Source organism: Candidatus Marinimicrobia bacterium CG08_land_8_20_14_0_20_45_22 (genome assembly GCA_002774355.1).
Lineage (GTDB): Bacteria > Fidelibacterota > UBA2242 > UBA2242 > UBA2242 > 0-14-0-20-45-22.
Genome location: PEYN01000090.1, coordinates 13,718 through 32,393, shown reverse-complemented (window position 1 = coordinate 32,393; position 18,676 = coordinate 13,718). Strand labels below are relative to the sequence as shown.

General features: G+C 45.7%; 13 protein-coding genes. All 13 read right to left on the bottom strand.

Going from position 1 to position 18,676, the window contains the following annotated elements:
• Positions 1-129: 129 nt before the first annotated feature.
• The 13 genes from lon to COT43_05545 all read right to left on the bottom strand — a co-directional run bounded on the left by lon (position 130) and on the right by COT43_05545 (position 18,655).
• Entirely contained in the window at positions 130-2,505 is a 2,376-nt protein-coding gene (gene lon, locus COT43_05605) for an endopeptidase La (protein PIS28827.1), read from the bottom strand.
• 37 nt (positions 2,506-2,542) lie between these two features.
• Complete coding sequence (locus COT43_05600) at positions 2,543-3,529, bottom strand: hypothetical protein (GenBank protein PIS28826.1); 987 nt, start codon at positions 3,527-3,529, stop codon at positions 2,543-2,545.
• Positions 3,530-3,827: 298 nt separating this feature from the next.
• On the bottom strand, positions 3,828-4,514 hold the full coding sequence (locus COT43_05595) for a hypothetical protein (GenBank protein PIS28825.1): 687 nt from the start codon (positions 4,512-4,514) through the stop codon (positions 3,828-3,830).
• 50 nt (positions 4,515-4,564) lie between these two features.
• The gene (locus COT43_05590) at positions 4,565-5,980 is read right to left on the bottom strand and encodes a sodium:solute symporter (protein PIS28824.1); all 1,416 of its coding nucleotides are present in this window, start codon (positions 5,978-5,980) and stop codon (positions 4,565-4,567) included.
• A 28-nt stretch (positions 5,981-6,008) separates the two neighbouring features.
• Positions 6,009-8,123, bottom strand: coding sequence for a hypothetical protein (locus COT43_05585; protein ID PIS28823.1), 2,115 nt, complete (start codon positions 8,121-8,123; stop codon positions 6,009-6,011).
• 1 nt (position 8,124) lies between these two features.
• Positions 8,125-9,732: a hypothetical protein gene (locus COT43_05580; GenBank protein ID PIS28822.1), complete on the bottom strand. Its 1,608-nt coding sequence runs from the start codon at positions 9,730-9,732 to the stop codon at positions 8,125-8,127.
• A gap of 15 nt (positions 9,733-9,747) precedes the next feature.
• Positions 9,748-10,419, bottom strand: a complete 672-nt coding sequence (locus tag COT43_05575) for a hypothetical protein (GenBank protein PIS28821.1) — start codon at positions 10,417-10,419, stop codon at positions 9,748-9,750.
• 32 nt (positions 10,420-10,451) lie between these two features.
• Positions 10,452-11,438, bottom strand: a complete 987-nt coding sequence (locus COT43_05570; protein PIS28820.1) for a hypothetical protein — start codon at positions 11,436-11,438, stop codon at positions 10,452-10,454.
• A 15-nt stretch (positions 11,439-11,453) separates the two neighbouring features.
• Complete coding sequence (locus COT43_05565) at positions 11,454-12,152, bottom strand: hypothetical protein (GenBank protein PIS28819.1); 699 nt, start codon at positions 12,150-12,152, stop codon at positions 11,454-11,456.
• A 15-nt stretch (positions 12,153-12,167) separates the two neighbouring features.
• Positions 12,168-13,319, bottom strand: coding sequence for a hypothetical protein (locus COT43_05560; protein PIS28818.1), 1,152 nt, complete (start codon positions 13,317-13,319; stop codon positions 12,168-12,170).
• A gap of 101 nt (positions 13,320-13,420) precedes the next feature.
• On the bottom strand, positions 13,421-14,302 hold the full coding sequence (locus COT43_05555) for a hypothetical protein (protein PIS28817.1): 882 nt from the start codon (positions 14,300-14,302) through the stop codon (positions 13,421-13,423).
• Positions 14,303-14,539: 237 nt separating this feature from the next.
• Positions 14,540-15,394, bottom strand: a complete 855-nt coding sequence (locus tag COT43_05550) for a hypothetical protein (GenBank protein ID PIS28816.1) — start codon at positions 15,392-15,394, stop codon at positions 14,540-14,542.
• 111 nt (positions 15,395-15,505) lie between these two features.
• Positions 15,506-18,655: a hypothetical protein gene (locus COT43_05545; protein ID PIS28815.1), complete on the bottom strand. Its 3,150-nt coding sequence runs from the start codon at positions 18,653-18,655 to the stop codon at positions 15,506-15,508.
• Between the last annotated feature and the right edge of the window lie 21 nt (positions 18,656-18,676).

The window sequence follows — 18,676 nt, the reverse complement described above, 5'->3', positions numbered from 1 at the left end:
ACCCCTAACAATTTCAAACTCGCGACCTTCCCGATGTATCGGGACGCTCTGAACCAACTGAGCTAAGCGTCCAAATATCAACCTAAAAAGCGCGAGAATTTACAGATTCTTCTCCAAATTGCCATTTGATTATTTTTTAATGGCGATGTCAAGCACCTCGGACATTTCCTTGACAAAATCGAACTTCATTTCATTCTTGATCTGTTTTGGGATTTCCATCAAATCCTTCTTGTTCTGCTCTGGAAGAATAACGCGTCTTAACCCGGCGCGATGCGCGGCAAGCACCTTTTCCTTGACGCCGCCGATCGGCAATACCGCACCCCGAAGCGTAATTTCGCCAGTCATCGCAAGGCTGTCTTTAACTTTCTTCTGTTTAAGAAGCGAATAAACAGCAGAAAGAATCGTGACACCCGCCGATGGCCCGTCCTTGGGCGTTGCTCCTGCCGGTACATGAATATGTATATCAGTCTGTGCAAAGATGGAGTCATCGATGCCAAGTTCTTTGGCGTTTGAGCGGATATAACTCATTGCGGCTTCGGCAGACTCCTTCATCACATCACCCAATTGACCCGTGAGATTCAACTTACCGGTTCCTCTCATGCTCGTCGCCTCAATGAAAAGGATTTCACCGCCAACGGATGTCCATGCAAGCCCTACGGCAATTCCCGGTTTGCTGACGCGTTCGGCAAGATCAACGAAAAATTTTCGTGGACCGAGATATTGTTCGACCGCTTTTTCGTCAATAGAATAAACTTTCTTCCGATTCTTTTCAGCCACTTCCTTGGCGACTTTCCGGCAGATATTGGCGATTTCACGTTCGAGATTCCGGACGCCCGCTTCCAGTGTGTAACTGGTGATAATGTACCTCAGCGCTTTATCGTCGAATTCGACTTTGGTCTGATTCAATCCGTGTTCCTTAATCTGCTTCGGAACGAGAAAAGTTTTGGCGATATTGAGTTTTTCCTCTTCGATATAACCACTGAATTCCAGCATTTCCATCCGGTCGCGCAAAGCCGGGAGGATCGAATCAATCATATTCGCAGTGGCAATAAACATGACTTTCGATAGATCGTAAGTCACTTCGAGATAATGATCGCTGAAAGTATAATTCTGTTCCGGATCCAATACTTCTAGTAAAGCGGAAGACGGATCGCCGCGAAAATCGGCGCCGACCTTGTCAATTTCATCCAGCATAAAGATCGGATTGCTACTGCCAGATTTGCGGATGCTCTGCAAAATGCGTCCCGGCAGTGAGCCAATATAAGTTCTTCGGTGACCGCGAATCTCGGCTTCGTCCCGAACGCCACCGAGCGAAATCCGGATGAACTTCCTTCCCATCGCCCGCGCAATGGATTTTCCCATCGATGTTTTGCCGACGCCGGGCGGTCCGACGAAACATAAGATCGGCCCTTTGATAGATTCGCCCTTTTGTATCTGCTCCTTCAGTTTCCGCACGGCAAGATATTCGATGACACGTGTCTTGACTTTTTCAAGTCCATAGTGGTCTTCATCCAAAATTTGCTGAGCTTGCCGAATATCGACATTGTCTTCGGTATAAATACCCCATGGCAGATCAACAAGCCAATCGAGGTAAGTTCTGGAAACGGTATATTCCGGCGACGCGGCTGGAATTTTGCTTAAACGATCGAGTTCCTTTTCGGCGATTTTCCGCGCTTCATCGGTCATTTTGCACTTGGTGATCTTTTCCTGAAGTTCCTTGAGTTCGACGGTTCCTTCGTCTTCGCCGAGTTCCTTTTTGATGGTTTTCAACTGTTCGCGCAGATAATATTCTTTCTGCGTCTTGGTGATCTCGTCCTGCACTTCAGATTGGATTCGCTCGCCGAGTTGGATGCGCTGAATTTCGCGGTTGAGAACGACGGTCGCCTTTTCAAGGCGTTTTTTCACGTCGAGTTCTTCGAGGATTTCCTGCTTTTCGTGAACCGGCACATTGATTAGGTGCATCGTCCGGTCAACCAACCGGCCAGGATTCTGGATATTCTGCAAAATGGTCGTGTGCTCTTCCGTCAGATACGGCGCGATCTTGATCAATTTTCCGTATAATTGCCGGATGTTAACGATCATCGCGTCTATGGCAATTCCTGGCACGTAGATTTCCTGCGTCTTAACGATAGCGCCTTTGAAATATGGGTCTTCCTGAATGTAGGATTGAATCTTGGCGCGTTCGACGCCTTGAACGATGGCGCTTTTACTTCCGTCCGGCATGTTGAAGATTTTTAGAACCTGTGCGATGGTTCCCCATTCGAACAAGTCCTCTTTTTCGGGATTTTCGACCGCTCCGTCCCGCTGAGCAACGACGACGATCCGTTTTTTCGACTCCGGAAGGTCTTCGATCAACTGAAGCGAACGCTCGCGTCCGACATAGATCGGAATGACCTGTTGCGGAAACAGAACCGTGTTCCGCAGTGCCATGATCGGCAGGATTTCCGGCACAGAAGAACCGAGAGTTAACGGTTCATCATTATCTTTTATTGGTTCATCAACCATGAACGACTCCTAATGAATATTTTAAATTAACAGATTGTCAAGCAACTTCTGATTTCTGCAACTTTATCGGTTCCGCTTTTGCGTACTCTATCTCTTTGAGCGCCGTTATCACACGAAGCGTTACATCAAAATCTCCGTTCCGGGAAACGCCAACAACCGCAGGCCAAAGCCCATTCGGCAATTGCTGTTCCAGTAACCACTCAATCGCTTTTCTAAACTGCGGGCGACCGTGATATTCGGCGAGTGGCGCCAACGATTCAATAAATCTCAATGTGCCGCCACGAAAAAGTCCATTATCCGTGTAGTCAGTGTAGAGATAATTCCAAGCATCTGGCTCCGGAAAAAGCGTCGAGGGATTTGAGGCGAGATAATTTTTCAGGATAAATTCCGCCGCCTCCAAGCAAGTTTGCGAACTGCGTAAGCGAGAGTGAATCCCAAGCGCCTGCAAAATCACCATCGTCGTCCATATCCCGCTTTTGGCTGTTTTAACCGTCACATCAGACGGAACCATGGAAGCGGAAAGCCAGCCACCATCTTCGCGCTGGCGTTTCGAAATCCACCGGTAACTGCGTTCGACAAACGGATTTCCGGCTAATCCAAATTTAACTAAAAGCATCAGCGCCAAGCCGGAATGATGAAACAACAGCGGAAATTTCCCATCCGATTTCTGCATTTTCAGTAACGCAATGAGTCCATGCTGAATTCCGGGCATGTCGATCGAACACCCCATGTTTAAAAGAGCATACAAGTTTTTCAACTGCAGAAGAAATTGCATTCCTTTGGCGTGCTCTTCAATCGTGAATTTCTCGGTGAGTTTCCACGTTCCATCGCTCAATTGCGTACCGAGTAGCCTCTCGCGCGGTTTAAATTTGACGAGGTCTTGATACATCCGATCCTGCAACGCTTCATCCTGCGGGAAAAAGCGATACGCTGTGAGAAATCTGACAGGCGCCGGCGCCTTCTCCATTAAAATGTGAATCGGATCGATTTTCAAGCGTTTATTCCACTCTGTACTTTTTACCATTTTTCTTCTTTCCTAACTAACGAGTTCAAGTGAGATTCGTATAAGGAATGCTGGAATTAAGATAATATTTAAGTCGATGTTGCGGCATAACAAATATTACTAACCGAGATGAGAAACGGCTTTCATAGAGAAAATCTGAAAATTGTTGAGATAAATTAAACCGTAAAACAACGCCGATTTCCCGAATTTCAGAATAATAATTCGGTGGGAGGACTTCACTTTTGGTAATCGACTCATCATGTAAAAATCAACATTCAAAATCACTTTCAAGCAGTCAGTAAGTTCCTTTTTCAGGCGATTAAATGCAAGAAAATAGTTTATCGCGTGAGGCAATAGAGAGAATAATTTCCCGGATATCATCATACGTAGCGGCGAAATAATCTGCCGCTTCAAACGCCTCTTTTGGAAAGGAACTCAAAAACGCAATGGTAACCGCTCCCGAACTCATCGCCGATTTGACGCCATTGAGCGAATCCTCCAGAACGATCATTTCCTCCGGTCGGATTTGCATCAGTTCAGCCATTTTCAGATACGGCTCCGGTTGCGGCTTCTGATGGCTTACATTCTCGGCGGTGATCATCATCTCGAAATGATTACGGATCGGCGTATTTTGGAAAATCCAGTTCATAAATGTTCGCTGGGTCGAGGTTACCAACCCGATGAGAAATGATGAACGGATTTCTTGGATGAAATCTTCAAATCCATCGATGTAGCGCAAATTATTGCGGATTTCCTCTTTCAGCAGGCATTTGCCTTTCTTCTGGAGAACCGACAATTCTTCGCGAATGCCGTATTTTTCTTTGCAAAGGGTGAAAAAATCGCAATCCGAAAGTCCCTTGAACAATCGCCAATCGGACGTTGGAATGGTGACGCCATATTCGGCAAACAATCGTGCTTCCGCTCTTTCGTAAAGCGGCTCAGAATCAACGACAACACCATCGAAATCGAACACGATTGCCCGGATTTTCTGTCCACTAAATTTCATTAATTTCCTGTCATGATTGATTGCAGGTTGACGAAATAACCAGCGAAATATTAAACGATGAATCCTAAAACAATATAAACGATAAAAGCCAGCGAAGCGTTTAAAACCGCATAGGGCAACTGCGTGTTGACATGATCGATGTGATCGCAGGCGGCGGACATGGAAGCGACAAGCGTCGTATCTGAGATCGGCGAACAATGATCGCCGAAAACGCCTCCGCTTAACACCGCCGCGACCGTAAGCGGAAGATTGATTCCCAACGAGTTAACCAATGGAATGGCAAGCGGTATCATCAGTGAAAATGTCCCGAAACTCGTACCCGTTGCAAATGCAACCAGTGCCGAAACGAAAAACACAATAGCCGGAACTAAATGCGGCGAAAGGAACGACGAAGTTAGGTTCGCCATGTACAAACCGGTTCCAAGACTTTTACAGGTATTGCCCAACGAGAATGCCAACAGCATGAGCAATGCCAGCGAGATCATTCCACCTGCGCCTTTTAAAACCATGTCCATGATCTCCTGTGTCTTCATCAGCCCCTGCAATCGATACATAACGGCGGCAACACCGATGGCGATGACGACCGACCAAAACACGGCTGTCGAGCCGGAGCCGTGCGTCAGATTTCCATGTCCGGTAATCACCAACATCGCCGGCATGGAAAAGCTCATCACTAAAATCGGAACAATCAAATTTCTAGCCCGGTGCGGCTTCCCCTCGATAGGTTTCATCTCAGTGATGCTCTCGTCCACCAGCGGAACGGCGCCGTCACGGAGGAGTTTGCCTTCCACAAAAACGCGGTGTTCGGCTTTCTTCATCGGCCCAAAATTCCAACCAGTCAAAGCAACAACCAAAACTGTAATCACCGCGAAAATCGAGTAGAAATTCAACGGAAGCGACTGAATAAGCACCTTCGTTGGTTCGGAGACACCCTGCGCCGCCAACAAGCCGATGACAAACGCTCCCCACGCATTCAGCGGAATTAACATACAAACCGGCGCGGAAGTGGAATCCGCAAAGAATGACAATTTCTCACGCGAAATTTTTAATTTGTCGAACAGCAGACGACAAATCGTGCCAACAATGAGAATTTTGATGCTCGATTCGATGAATATCACTATCCCCAGAGTCCACGCGAGAATCTGAGCGCCTTTTCGGCTCTTAATAAGATTTTTCTGAAAGAGATACTGGACGAATCCATTGACTCCGCCAGATCGCTGAGTGAGCGCAATCAGACTTCCGACCATCGCGCTGAACAGAATGATACGCGTATTATCGGCGTCTTTAAATACATTGACGAATGAGTCCAACGTAGCGGCAACGCCGATCAACGGATTCCAACCGGAAAGAATGGTCCAGCCGATCCAAATTCCAACTCCCAACGAGATGAAAACCTGTCGCGAGAAAATCGCCAATAGAATCGCTATCAATGGCGGTAGCACGGAAACCCAGCCAATCTCACCCATCATTCGTCAATCCCCTATTTCCAATATTCTATTTCTTTTCAGACTTATCTCGGTAGTTGGGATAAAGTTTTTTCATACAATCGGGACAAATTCCATGCGTAAAATCGGCATCCGAATGCTCTGAAATATATTTCTCCACGTCGCTCCAATAGCCAGAGTCATCGCGAATTTTTTTGCAGTTAGCACAAATCGGGATAAGCCCTCTCAGCGTTCGCACATTGGCGAGTGCGCTCTGAAGTTCCTGAATAGTTTTTTCCCGTTCTTGTTCGATGCGTTTTCGTTCAGAGATGTCGCGAATGACTGCAAACGTTGCTTTATCGCCTTCAATTTCAATGATCGTCACATTAGCTTCCACATCGATATCTGTGTCGTCTTTCCTTCGGAAAGTCGTTTCGTATCGAGACGAAACATATTCGCCGAGTTCACGCCGTTTCCCGCGCTCATGAAGAATTTCTAGCCCCTGCGTCGTGTAAACTTCGCGGTAATCCTTCATCAGCAGTTCTCCATAAGCATACCCAAGCATCGTAGCGAATTGCTGATTGAAATAGATGAAATTATTCTGTTTACTGATTACAATAGCATCATTGACATTTTCGACGAGCAGGCGATAACGCGCTTCGGATTCCCGCACTTGAAGTTCATGCTGTTTATATTGAATGGCAATCGCAAGGGATTCCGCGATCGATTCGAGCAAACTTATCTGCTTTTCTGAAAACGCATCAGTTTTAGTAAAATGATGAAAACTAAACAATCCGATGATATGCCCCTTTGCGTGGAGCGGAACCCCAAACCATACCTCGGGTAAAAGTCCAGCGTTGATAATTCCCTTCTTTCGCATTAGGTTTTTTAACTTGGATTTCTCCATTAAAAGCGGTTTTCCGGAATTGACGATCTCCTTTGCCAGCAACGAATAAACTTCGTCTGCGATGCACTGCTGACTAACGCCTTCGTCAATGTGAAATGGAATCATTACTTCGCTTTTATCCGGATCGTAGAATCCGATATAAAAATTGTTAGACGGAACCACGCGCTTGAGCGTTTGATAAATGCTTTGGTATAATTCAGGCAATTTGTCGGTAGCCTGAACCGCTTGAGAAATTTCGTACACGACGTGATTGATGTCTTGGAGATGTTTTTGTTCGGAGATGTCCTTGTACATTGCGAAGAAATTCACCAACTCGCCTTTGATATAGATTGGTGACGCTGAAATGGAAACTGCAACGAGTGTCCCGTCTTTTCGCTTCCTTAGCGTATCGTGATGTAAATAACCTTTCTCAGCCGCATTATCCAGCGATTTTGCCTCGATAAGCATTTCTTTATCAGCGACGACTTCATTGATGTGCTTTCCTGCAATCTCATCGACCGTCCATCCGAAAACCTCTGTAAATCTGGAGTTCACATTAATGATACAGAAATTTTTGTCCATAAAAACGGCAGGCTCCGGATTCGAATCGAATAACCTCTCAAATTTATTCTGGTTTTCTTGGGCATCAGCCAGTGCTTTTTTCTTTTCAATATTTTCTATGGCGATCGCGATCATTTCATTCAACATGGAAACGATCTCTTTATCGTCATCGCTCCATCCCCGCGATTTTCCGATTTGTTCATTGCAAAAAAGCCCGATCCGTTTTCCTTTCGATATAATAGCAGTATCGAGAAGCGATGCAATACCGAGTTGTTTCAGATAATCGTCTTTAAGTTCACTGGTTCGCGGATCGGCGTAGGTGTCCGTAGCATCTACGAACGAATCGGTTTCAATAGCGTGAAAATAGGTTGGATAATTTTTTCTGTATAACACATCGCCGTGCATATGCTGATTCAGATGCCGGTCGAAAAGATCGATACAGGTTATCTGCGTTTTACTTGCGTCAAAGAGCCAAATACTACATCGATCCGTGTTCAACATCTGTGCGGATGCCGCTGTGATCATCTCCAGTTCCAGCGGAATATCTTCTTTTCCCGACCGAAATCGGGCAAGCGACAGCAAGATTTCATTCATCTTTCGAAGCCGCCAAACTTGCTCCTGATGATCGATTATATTTTCAGCTTGGTCAGACACTTTTTTTACCGGATAGACAGGTTGCTCACTTTCTTCCGACACAGTTTTTATATTGAGTTTCTTCATCGTTTTCTCTCCTTTCATTTCACGTTGGGATGGTCAAGCGGAAGGTGGTCCCGACATCCGGCTTGCTTTCCACGTCGAAAATAACGCCGTAAGGTTGAAGCAATAGATATGAATGGTACAAGTTTACTGCCGGTATTGGCAGATTTTCCTGTTCTTCCTGATTTGAACGAAGACGACTGATTCCGATGGGAGAAAAGAGATTCGATGCGATTTCCGCCGGTATTTCTTTGCCGGTGGATGAAATTTCGATTCGGACACCTTCGGGAACCGAGGATGTTCGAATTGTCAAAATTTTTTGGGGTGAATCCTGCATAGAAAGAGCTGAAAATTGAACGATGTTCATGATTCCATGAGAAAAATCCACGTAAGCGCCGGAAATCGGAGGAATATTCTTCTCCAATTGAAATCGTTTGGTGATTTCATTCTTGAAATAGCTATTCGATTCAAAGAAAGTGATTTCCGTCTTGATCAATTCGTTTAAATCAAGCGATCTTCGGCTAAGGTCTTTTTCCATCTGAATCTTTTTTAAAAATGCGCTGACCATTTTTTCGATCTGTTTGGCATAACGGATGATGATAGCAGGTTCTTTGAGATCGGGAAGTCGGCTGGAAAGCATTTGCGCTCTTCCGCTAATAATCGAAAGTGTGTTCTTGATATCGTGTACCATGTCGTCCGACATCGCTTCAAGAGATGACAGCCTTTGTTTCTTCAGATATTGAACTTTCATCTCCTGAAATTCCCTCTCGAGTCTTTTTCGTTCGCTGACATCTCGGGCAATCGCCAGAGACGCAGGCGCACCCAAATAATCGACAATAGAAACATTGACCTCGACATCGATGATCGTTCCGTCTTTTCTAACGAATGTCGTTTCATAACGGGGAGATACATTAAAACCTCTATTCCGAAGTTTTTCTCGCTCGTGAAGAAGTTCAGTGCCTCTGGCGGAAAAAACATCCATATATTCAATTTGCGATAACTCGTCAGGTGTGTATCCAAGCATTTCACAAAACAACCGATTGAAGAAAACAAAACGCCCTCCTTGATTGATGAGGATGGCATCGTTAGCGTTTTCGACGAGAAACCGATATCTTTGTTCCGAATCCTTCAACGTTTTTTCACTTTTCTTCGAGATGACAGCTCGTGCAATGATTTCCGCAATGGTTTGAAGTGCGGAAATCTCACGTGATGACCAGTTTCGTGTTTTTTCAACCGTATAAAATCCCAAACATCCGATAACATCATTATTAAAGACCATCGGAACGATCAGGATCGACTGAATTTTCCGGGAAACGAACTCTTTTCTCTCACTTTCACATTCGTCGGGCAGGTTGGCAACGTCTGAAATATATATCGGTTTTTTATCCATAATTTGTTCTGCCCACCACCAATAACGGGTAACTGGCGCAGATTGTATCTCTTGAATGACCGGTTTTTCGTTTAACGAATTCCATTGATGTATCCCCGAGATAAATCGTCTGTCATCAGATAGAATAAAAACATAACCGCCCGCAACTTCGGTGAACTTACAGACCTTTTTCAGCGTATCAACGATCTTCGTATTCAGTTCGTTCAAATCCAGATTGATAAATTGCATTGAAATTTTTAGAATCAAGTTCTGAAATTCCATACGCTTCCTCTTGTATTAATTCATCTGCTTAGGTAAAATCTGCCGTTGGTCAGTGTGAATCCCGCTTGAGTTCAAGTCAAATCCCTCTGATTCGAAAAATGAGATCAGGTCTGCAACAGAAGTGAATCGGTGAGCGCGCATCCCAACTCTTTTTGCGCCTTCGACATTTTCTTCAAGATCATCGACAAAAATGGATTTCTCCGGACTTGCTCCGGCACGTTTCATGGCAATTTCATAGATTTCACGATCCGGTTTCAGAAAACCAACCTCATAAGATAGAATCGCTCCATCAAGGCGTGGTAAAATCCGGTAGGCATTTTCGAGCGCTTCGATATGAATTGCGTTTGTATTGGAGAGCAAAAATATTTTTGTCTGCCGGCGCAACTTCGGGAGCATGGCCAGGACAGGCTCGTTCGGAGTGAACGGGGCAATCCACCAGCGAGTCAATTCTTCAAGTGTCAGCGAGTCGGGCAATCGGAATTTTTCCCGGAAGTAGGCGAGATATTCAAGACTTGTCATCTCTCCACGCCCGAACGCCTCTTCTTTTTCCGAAGAAATCAGATCGGTTATTTCGATCGTGTTTCTACCCGTTAGTTCCGAAAGTTTTCGGATCGCCAATTGTTTATCGACATGCACCAGAACATTTCCGAGATCAAAAAAAATCGTGGGTTTGTGATTCATTTCCATCTGATATATTTACGAAACAAACTTCGGTCGGATCAGTCTTCCAGCAAGATTTCTGTCGATACTTTCCCGATCTCCGTATCGGTATAGCTCTTGATAACCGGATTGGCGTAAACATCGAGTTTTTTCAACGTCTCTTCGTCTAATACCTTGATATATTTCAGAACGGCAAGCGTCATAGAATTGACCGCATCCCAATTCCCGCTTAGGACTTTGACGGCAATTCCGATATTCCGACCATTTTCCGTGCGAAGGCCGACACCACGAATTCCATCCGAGCCAATCTTGGCGACCGCTCTTCCGCCGAGCGTAATGGTAAAATCGGTGTCAAAACGACCTCTGCCGGCGATTTGTTTCGGATGCGCCGTCATAGCGTGATAAACCTTTCGCAAGGATTCATCCGCACCTTCGACGAGTTTTCTGTACATCAGTGCGAGATTTTTTAACGGAAGAAAATAAGTCGGTGCGTTGCAGACATCAATGGCTGTTGGAATTTTTTCCCGCTCAGAATACATTTTAATTTTTTCAAATATTTTTTGTTGAACTTGATGATTGGCGCCGATGTAGTTTTCCGTTGGTAAGCCCAGCGCCTGAGTAGCGGCGAGCATTCCGGCATGTCTTCCCGAGCAATTATTGTGGATAGCGGTCGCCCGACGTCCTTGCAAAATCAACTGTTCGTAACTAATCCTATCCAAGGGTGAGTGTGTTCCGCACAAAAGGTCTTCAATTTTTAAATTTGCTTTTTTAAGAATGCTCGATACGAGATCGACATGATAGGATTCGGCGTTGTGTGACGAGCAAATTATCGCAATTTCTTCTTCGTTCAGTTTGAACTTCTCTACCGCTCCGGATTCGATCACTGTCGCGGCTTGAAAAGGCGCCGCCGTCGAGTGAATGAATACCGGATAGTCGGGATCGCCAGCAGAAAAAAGCGTTTCTCCTTTTTCATCCACTACAACGGCATAACCGACGTGAAAACTCTCTAAAATCGTTCCTCTATAGAACTTGGTAATTAATTTCATTCAGTGATTCTCCTTTTATCTTGTTTCAATATATTCGATCATTTCTTTTAACGCATTTCCGAATCCATCTGCCAGCGCGCGTGAAAGCAGGTGCTTTCCCACCGAAAAAAACTCGACATTGGCAATATCACGAATGGCCGCGATCGTTCGTTCATCCAAATTTCCCGAACAGGTAACATTCAAGCCCTTCTTATTTGCCAGCCGAATTGTCCGCGCAATAGCATCCATCTCGGCTAAATATCCAAGCTGATTCGTCTGGCGAGTCAACGGATCGGTCGCAATTTCTATCTCGTCAATGTTCAGTATATAGGCTTCTTTCAACTGCTTGGGATGCGGATGAATCCGAATGGCGACAGCGAATTCGCGCGGTTCCGAAACCGCATCGAGCATGTCGCGAACGGATTTCGACGGCAGACGAACGGCACGATCGGGATTCGCCCAATCGATCAGCGTCAGCACGTCCGGCTTCAGGAAAAGGCTTCCCTCAACGCCGGACGCCTCGACGGAAGAACGAATGTTCAACCGCGCACCGGTCATTTCTCTGACCAACGAAATATTTTTCAGAAACGGAAGTTCCGGTTGAAAAGTAACACCAATACCCGTCACGCCGCGGGACTCGATGTAAGTCAGCAGATTCAGCGGATTGGCAAGCGGCGTCTGGATGATACTTTCGACGGATATAAACGGGTCTAAATTGACTTCTAAATATGACATAAATTTTCTAACGGTTTATGACACGATTTCCGAAGCAAACACGATTTCGACGTCCAACAAAAGGTCGCCACCGATCAATGCCTTCAGCGCCGATAACGTTTCCGGGTACACATGACCGATTACTACAGCCTTTCCGCTTCGCCTCGCAATCTCAATCGCCTTATCAAATTGCCTTTGAATTTCGTTCTTATCGCGCTTATTATCAAGAAATACGGTGCGCATCGCCGAGGGCAAGCCGTTTTTTTGGGCAATTTCGTAGCCGACACTCTTCGGCGATGTCATGCTGTCGATAAAATAGAGTCCTTTTTTCCGCAAACTCTTCACAACGATTTGCATCATTGCCGAGTCTGCGGTAAACAACGAACCCATGTGATTATTCAGTCCGGCGGCTGTCGGCAATTCATCATAAGCCAGATTGAGTCTGCTTTCAACTTCATCGGGAGTCAGTGTCGTTTTCAGGATAAAATTGTCTTCTCCGCGGCTATAATTTCCGTTCTCCGGCTCCATTGGCATGTGGATGATCACTTCCTTGCGTTTTCTCTGAGCGATTTCCGCGACCCATTTGCTGAAAGTATGTCCGGGAATGATGGAGAGCGTGAGCCGGGCGGGAAGTTCTAAAAATCCATGAATCACCTCGTTATCACTATATCCGAAATCGTCGATAATGACGACCAATTGCGGTTTCTCTGGAACGGTAACGCTCGGAAGCGGTTGAATCAGTGGCTTTTCTTCCCGCAGGAACGTCATAACGCCGACCGGCTGAGCGAAGTAATTCACATAAAAATTAAATCCACGACGGTCTGCCATAAAAATTGTCTTTCGGATAGTCAACTGGTTGGCCTTCAATCGACTTTCTACGACACTAAAAGCCCAAAGCGCATCGCGGTTCTCCGGTATTTCAAAGGTTATAGAAATCTGACCGTCCGGCGCTGTGTCCATGCCGATCTCTTTAAAACCGCTGGTGACAAACTGAAGCCGTGTTTTACTCAGCAAACCTTTTCCTTCGTGAAGCAGAATTTCACGGGAAGGCGCCGCTTTCGGAAGGTAATATAATAAGATAAAAGCAAAGATCGAAACGATCGTCACAAACAAAAATGTCAATCGCTTCTCATCCTGCCGGCGGCGTTCGATTTTCTTTACGGACTTTTTCTGGTACTTTACTCTCATCGATATCTACAACTGTCAAAAAATACAAAATTTGGACGGAATCTCAAACGAAAGACTCATCTGATGCATTAACACTACCGCACAATACTTTCCCAATTAATTTATACTTTAAATGCAAGACCCATCACAGATCGGTTCAACGAAAAACTAATTCGCCGGTCTGCCCGAATTTTCCGCCAGGCGCGGTTCATACCAAACGACCAATAAATATCGTCAAAAACAAAAAGCGCATTTTGACTTGGATACGGAAATATTTCATCAAAATATTCTAATGTTGCGCATTCATCATGATGCCCATCGATAAAAACGAATCCAAATGGTGCCGCTTCACGAAGAACCTGTGGCAATCTATCCTGAAATCTGCCCGTTAGAACAGTTGTTCGCGTCAAACCGATTTTCGCCATATTCTCCATCGCAATTTTCCCCAAGGAATCACTGCCTTCGATTGAATTAAGCTTGCCGGTCTGGTTTAATTCGAGCGCGGCTCCGATGTAAGCCGCCGAAATTCCCAAGCAAGTTCCCAATTCGAGACAGACTGCCGGACGAAATTCACGAACCAGATTGAAAATAAAGCGGCCCTGAGCCTCACAAATCATCGAGTCGGCATACATTTTCCCGACTATTTTCGTCACGATACTCCCAGATTTCTCCTCCGATTTGTCTTTTCGGAAAAAACTCCTCTGCGCGCCGAAATCCTGCATTATGATCTGCGCTGTCGATACCGATAATTCACTTATTACACCGGTGATTCTCTGTAACAGAACTTCTTCATTATCTACCAATTGCCGACGCATAACCGCATTTAACGTACTTTCAGTCAGTTCAAGCGCTTCGTTCGTTTTTCGACCAACCTCTTTCTGTTCATGTAAAGATCGAGAGCGGGTGGCAAAGTGACTTATTTGATTAATAACAGAGCTGACTTGACAGATAATTTCTTTCCCGATCATCTGAGTTCTCATTCTCGGCAATTTTTTACTTTTCATTCTTCCTCACATGTTTCGATTAGAGAAATTAGTCTGTATTCATAAAAACTTCCGACGTCATTATAGCATTTTATTTAAAATGATTCAAGAACAAATCCCTCATTCAATCCCCAATCTGCATAAAAAACTTACCGGTTTTAGCAAAACATTTATCCGTTTCATTAACGCCTCCTGATTACTTAAAGTTAAGGATTAAAAAGAAGATGAGCGGGAAAATGAATCCGGTGTTAGACTAATTTACTTGACGATATGAATCGGAACCGCTTTTTCCACTCTTTGTGAGAGCGGAACGTTCGCCAACCATTTCTGGAAGTCGGCGAAACTTTCGTCGCCGCCGGTGACGAGCGCCATTCCCTGTTTGACACCAACAAACTGATCGATTCCGGCGATCTTATTGACGCAGAACACGCCTAAAATGTTCTCGGCTGTAACTTTCCTGCCCGGAATTGCCGAAACGACATATCGCAATCCACGCTTCTGGTCTTCCAAAGTTGGAATTTGCACCGGAATGTTGGTTTTGCATAAATTGTCCTTCGAGATGAAATTCGGAAACATCAGCAGTACGGTATTATCCGATAGAAAATAAAACAGATAAAGATAACCGTCCACGCTGGATTTCGCTGTCAGGATCAGCTGTTCGCCGTCCTTCAAATAATTGCTCTTAGCCTGAAGATCAAGAGCGATCGACGGGTTGCGCTCGCCTTTTACCGGCTCGACTTTCGCTTTGAGTCTGATGTGATACCGAATAACGCCGTTTCCGGGTTTCATCTCAATCGGCGAAACGGTTTCATCGACGATGTATCCAGCCTGCGAGGAAATCGCGAAAATACTGAACGAAGTCTGCTCTTCGCCGGTCTTTCCCACTTCCGCCCGCATATCCGAAATCAGGGACGACGTCGCAACGAGTTCCGGAACGGCTTTCTGGATAGCGCATTCCCGCGCGAATGCCAGTGTTCGGTTCTTGGCTTCCATCGGCGGAACGGATTCATCAAAGACTTTGATGGTATCGATCACAACCGGAATCGCCGCGCGGCTCCGACTAAGACTCAGTAACGATAAAAAACACAATCCGACGAGTGAGATACGATTCATAGTTCAAACTTTCATATTCAATTGCTTATCGACAGATCAAGTTTAAGCAAATTTTTAGCGAATATCGAGACTTTGGTTGTGCTCTATCCTAGGCCTTACACAATTTCTTTCTTAATACCGAACCAAAACCCGGTTGTCGCGTTCTGGCGTCACGCTTGGTGTCTGCTGGCGATTATTCAGTCGGCGCGCTTCATAAGGTATTTTTTCATTCAGATAGGCTTGAAGTTCGCCGACCGTCAGAATTCCATCTTTATTCGCATTGGCTTCACCCTGCAAACCTTTGAGAAAATAGTAAGTATAAAGCGAATGTTTTTTCTCGGGAAACCATGAACTGACTTCGTCGCCGGATGCCGACGTGAATTCCGTTAAATTGGGCGCGCCGATATATTTCTTTTCCACTTCGATCATTACCGGACTGATGTTCTTGATGATCATGCCTTTATCGCTGGAACCGGAGAAACACGCGTCCACGACGACCGTGATATTTCTCGCCTTCACGTTTTCGAGGTCGCGGTAGAAATCATCCAAACCGATCCCGCCGATACTCACGTAATTCGGGTCACAATCGACGGGAACGAAGAAGCCGCGTTTTTGCTCCGGATCGGGAGCGCCGTGTCCAACGTAGTAGAAAAAGACGTCGGCGGTATCTCTTGCGGCATTTTTAAGTTTTTCGAGAGCTGTTTTGAAGCGCGATTGCGTTGCGTCTTTTTCGAGAAAAATGTTGCCTTCGCGATAGCCGAGCGTTTTCATTAGATATTGCTTCATAAATTCGCCGTCTCTCTGCGCGTATTCGACGTCCGGAATGTCGGCATTCTGGTAATCGCGATTCGCAATGATGAGCGCAACTGCGTCGTTCTGCCGGATCGTTCCCGACGGAATGTTCATCTCCACATCGATGGAAAAACCGCCGGTTTGAAAACCTGCACCGGCATCTTTTCCCTGAACGATAAATTCCTGCATCGTCGTGATGCGTTTATTAAAAGCGAGTTCAAGCGGAATATTCTGCGCGCCATATTCGCGGTAATATTCAGAGAGCGTCAGGAAAACCGGCACATCCGTTGCGACGGCATTGGTGAAGATTTTCACCGAAACATCTTTGAAATCTCCGGAAGCGATGTCGCCGAGATCGAATTTTTCAAACCGTTCCTGCGCCATTTTTCCAGCATAAAAGACATTCTCGCCGATGCGAATGACAGCGACGACGCTCTTCGCGAGGCTGGTTCCCTGATTTTGAATTCGCACGGTGATATCGACGATTTCGCCCGATTCGATCATACCGTTTTGCGAATTATCGTCGATGACAACACCGGCTTTTACCAACTTGATATTGTATTCTTTGGTCGGAAACTGTATCCGCATCGGATCGATGTTAAATCCGGACATTTCGGTAATATTGCAGATGAGCGAGACAGAATCGGATGGAATTTTGTAGCGCGCCATGAGCGGAATTTCGATAGTCTTGAGAGAATCGGGGGCAATGTCGCCGATATAGGTTTTCATCGGAAAATCGAGTTCCTTTGGCACATTTCCGATTAGATTTGCCGAAGCGCCGACCGCCGTGCCTTTTCCCGAATTTTTCAAAACGATTGTCAGGACACCGGTTTCATTGGCGTCGAGATAATTGTTGCCAGACGGTTCCGAGAAACGCACATCGGCGGTTAGCATTGGCGGAAGTCCGGTCTGATTGGTTGTGCTTCTGCTTGTTCCGAATCCGGCGCTGGCTAACTCGCTTATCGGATCATAGACGATCTCCCATATTTTCACGATCTTATCGTCGCCGGCACTGACAAATTTTTTCCCGTTAGAATCATAATTTGCGCTTTTAATTGTTCCCGTTGAACCTTTGATCATTTTGACAATCGATCCGTCTTCGGTTTTTACGAAAGTGATTTCGCCGTCTTCCGTTACACAGGCAAGCGTCAATCCTTCCGGACGACTAAAAGTGATACTGGTGACCGGCGCGGAGAATCCGGTAATTTTCCGAATCGGCGAGAGGTCATGCACGCTCCATAGTTTAACCGTTCGGTCATCACTACAGCTGGCGACCAGTTCACCGTCGGGAGAAAAAGCGACCGAATTGATCCAGAGCAGATGACCTTTGGTCGATTTGATCAGCGATCCGTCACGCACATTCCAGAGTTTGATCGACAGATCAAGCGAGCCGCTGACGAGAGTCCAGCCGTCTGGACTGAAAGCAACCGATTTGACTTCATCCGTGTGGCCTGTGAAGGTTTTGAGCAATTGTCCATCGGCAATATTCCAGAGTTTGATTGTCTTGTCGAACCCAGCAGTTGCAAGCGTGTTGCCATCAGAACTGATGGCGACCGAATTAACACCATTTTCATGGGCAAAAATGGTTCTGAGCGGCGACGACTGTTCAATTTGCCAGATGATGACATTGCCGTCATTGCAACCGCTGACGAGAATTGGTTCGAACGGATGAAAGGCAAGCGATTTGACATATCGCGCATGTCCTTGAAGGGTCGTCAATAAAGAATTCTGTTTCACACTCCAAATTTTGATGAGTTTATCATCGCTTCCGCTGGCGATTAGACTGCCATCTCGATTGAAAGCGACCGCATTAATTTTCCGCCCATGTCCTTTTAAACTAGCGGCTTCTTTGATTTCTTCGATTTTCCGATCGGTCTGCGCGATAAGCGGCTCGTTGTTATACTCAACGACCACATATACCAGACGCGGTTCGCCTTCTCGCTGAATCTGAAAATATCCAACGGGGCTCAGCGTTGGGAAAGCCTCCTTAAATTGCGACGCAATAGATCGGGAAACCGGCAAAGAGCCTTTTTTATTCATCGAAGAAACTACAAATGGAAATCGTTCCATATCAGCGCGATAGACGCCGAGCTCGATTGCAACAGGCATTGAGTAAGTCTGAGTCGTCAGAGTTTCAATTTCTTTATTTAAAATGGCAAGCCGCTCGGTTTTCACTGCGTCGAATTTGGCGACGAGTTCGGCTTTTTTCGCTTCATTTTGCTTGAGCCGCTCGTCATACGCAGTCGTTGTTTCAAATTCACCTTTAGGCATGGAATTGATCTCGATTTTAATCGCCTTATCAAGTTCATCGGCGATTTCCTTATCGAGCGCTTTCACCTGCGTTGTTAACTCCGCCATTTTTGCTTTAGCCTGTTCGAATGTCAGGGTTTGACAAAAAACTGGTCGGGCGAAAATCGCCAGCGCGACAGTTAAAAATACAAGAAATAAAACAGGATTAATAATTCGGGCAAATAAGGCATAGTTTTTCATCGCTTCATTCCTCCGCCGGTC

Excerpts from the sequence above, each read along its gene's own strand:
- lon (PIS28827.1), bottom strand. The coding sequence starts at position 2,505 with ATGGTTGATGAACCAATAAAAGATAATGATGAACCGTTAACTCTCGGT.
- COT43_05600 (PIS28826.1), bottom strand. The coding sequence starts at position 3,529 with ATGGTAAAAAGTACAGAGTGGAATAAACGCTTGAAAATCGATCCGATT.
- COT43_05595 (PIS28825.1), bottom strand. The coding sequence starts at position 4,514 with ATGAAATTTAGTGGACAGAAAATCCGGGCAATCGTGTTCGATTTCGAT.
- COT43_05590 (PIS28824.1), bottom strand. The coding sequence starts at position 5,980 with ATGGGTGAGATTGGCTGGGTTTCCGTGCTACCGCCATTGATAGCGATT.
- COT43_05585 (PIS28823.1), bottom strand. The coding sequence starts at position 8,123 with ATGAAAGGAGAGAAAACGATGAAGAAACTCAATATAAAAACTGTGTCG.
- COT43_05580 (PIS28822.1), bottom strand. The coding sequence starts at position 9,732 with ATGGAATTTCAGAACTTGATTCTAAAAATTTCAATGCAATTTATCAAT.
- COT43_05575 (PIS28821.1), bottom strand. The coding sequence starts at position 10,419 with ATGGAAATGAATCACAAACCCACGATTTTTTTTGATCTCGGAAATGTT.
- COT43_05570 (PIS28820.1), bottom strand. The coding sequence starts at position 11,438 with ATGAAATTAATTACCAAGTTCTATAGAGGAACGATTTTAGAGAGTTTT.
- COT43_05565 (PIS28819.1), bottom strand. The coding sequence starts at position 12,152 with ATGTCATATTTAGAAGTCAATTTAGACCCGTTTATATCCGTCGAAAGT.
- COT43_05560 (PIS28818.1), bottom strand. The coding sequence starts at position 13,319 with ATGAGAGTAAAGTACCAGAAAAAGTCCGTAAAGAAAATCGAACGCCGC.
- COT43_05555 (PIS28817.1), bottom strand. The coding sequence starts at position 14,302 with ATGAAAAGTAAAAAATTGCCGAGAATGAGAACTCAGATGATCGGGAAA.
- COT43_05550 (PIS28816.1), bottom strand. The coding sequence starts at position 15,394 with ATGAATCGTATCTCACTCGTCGGATTGTGTTTTTTATCGTTACTGAGT.
- COT43_05545 (PIS28815.1), bottom strand. The coding sequence starts at position 18,655 with ATGAAAAACTATGCCTTATTTGCCCGAATTATTAATCCTGTTTTATTT.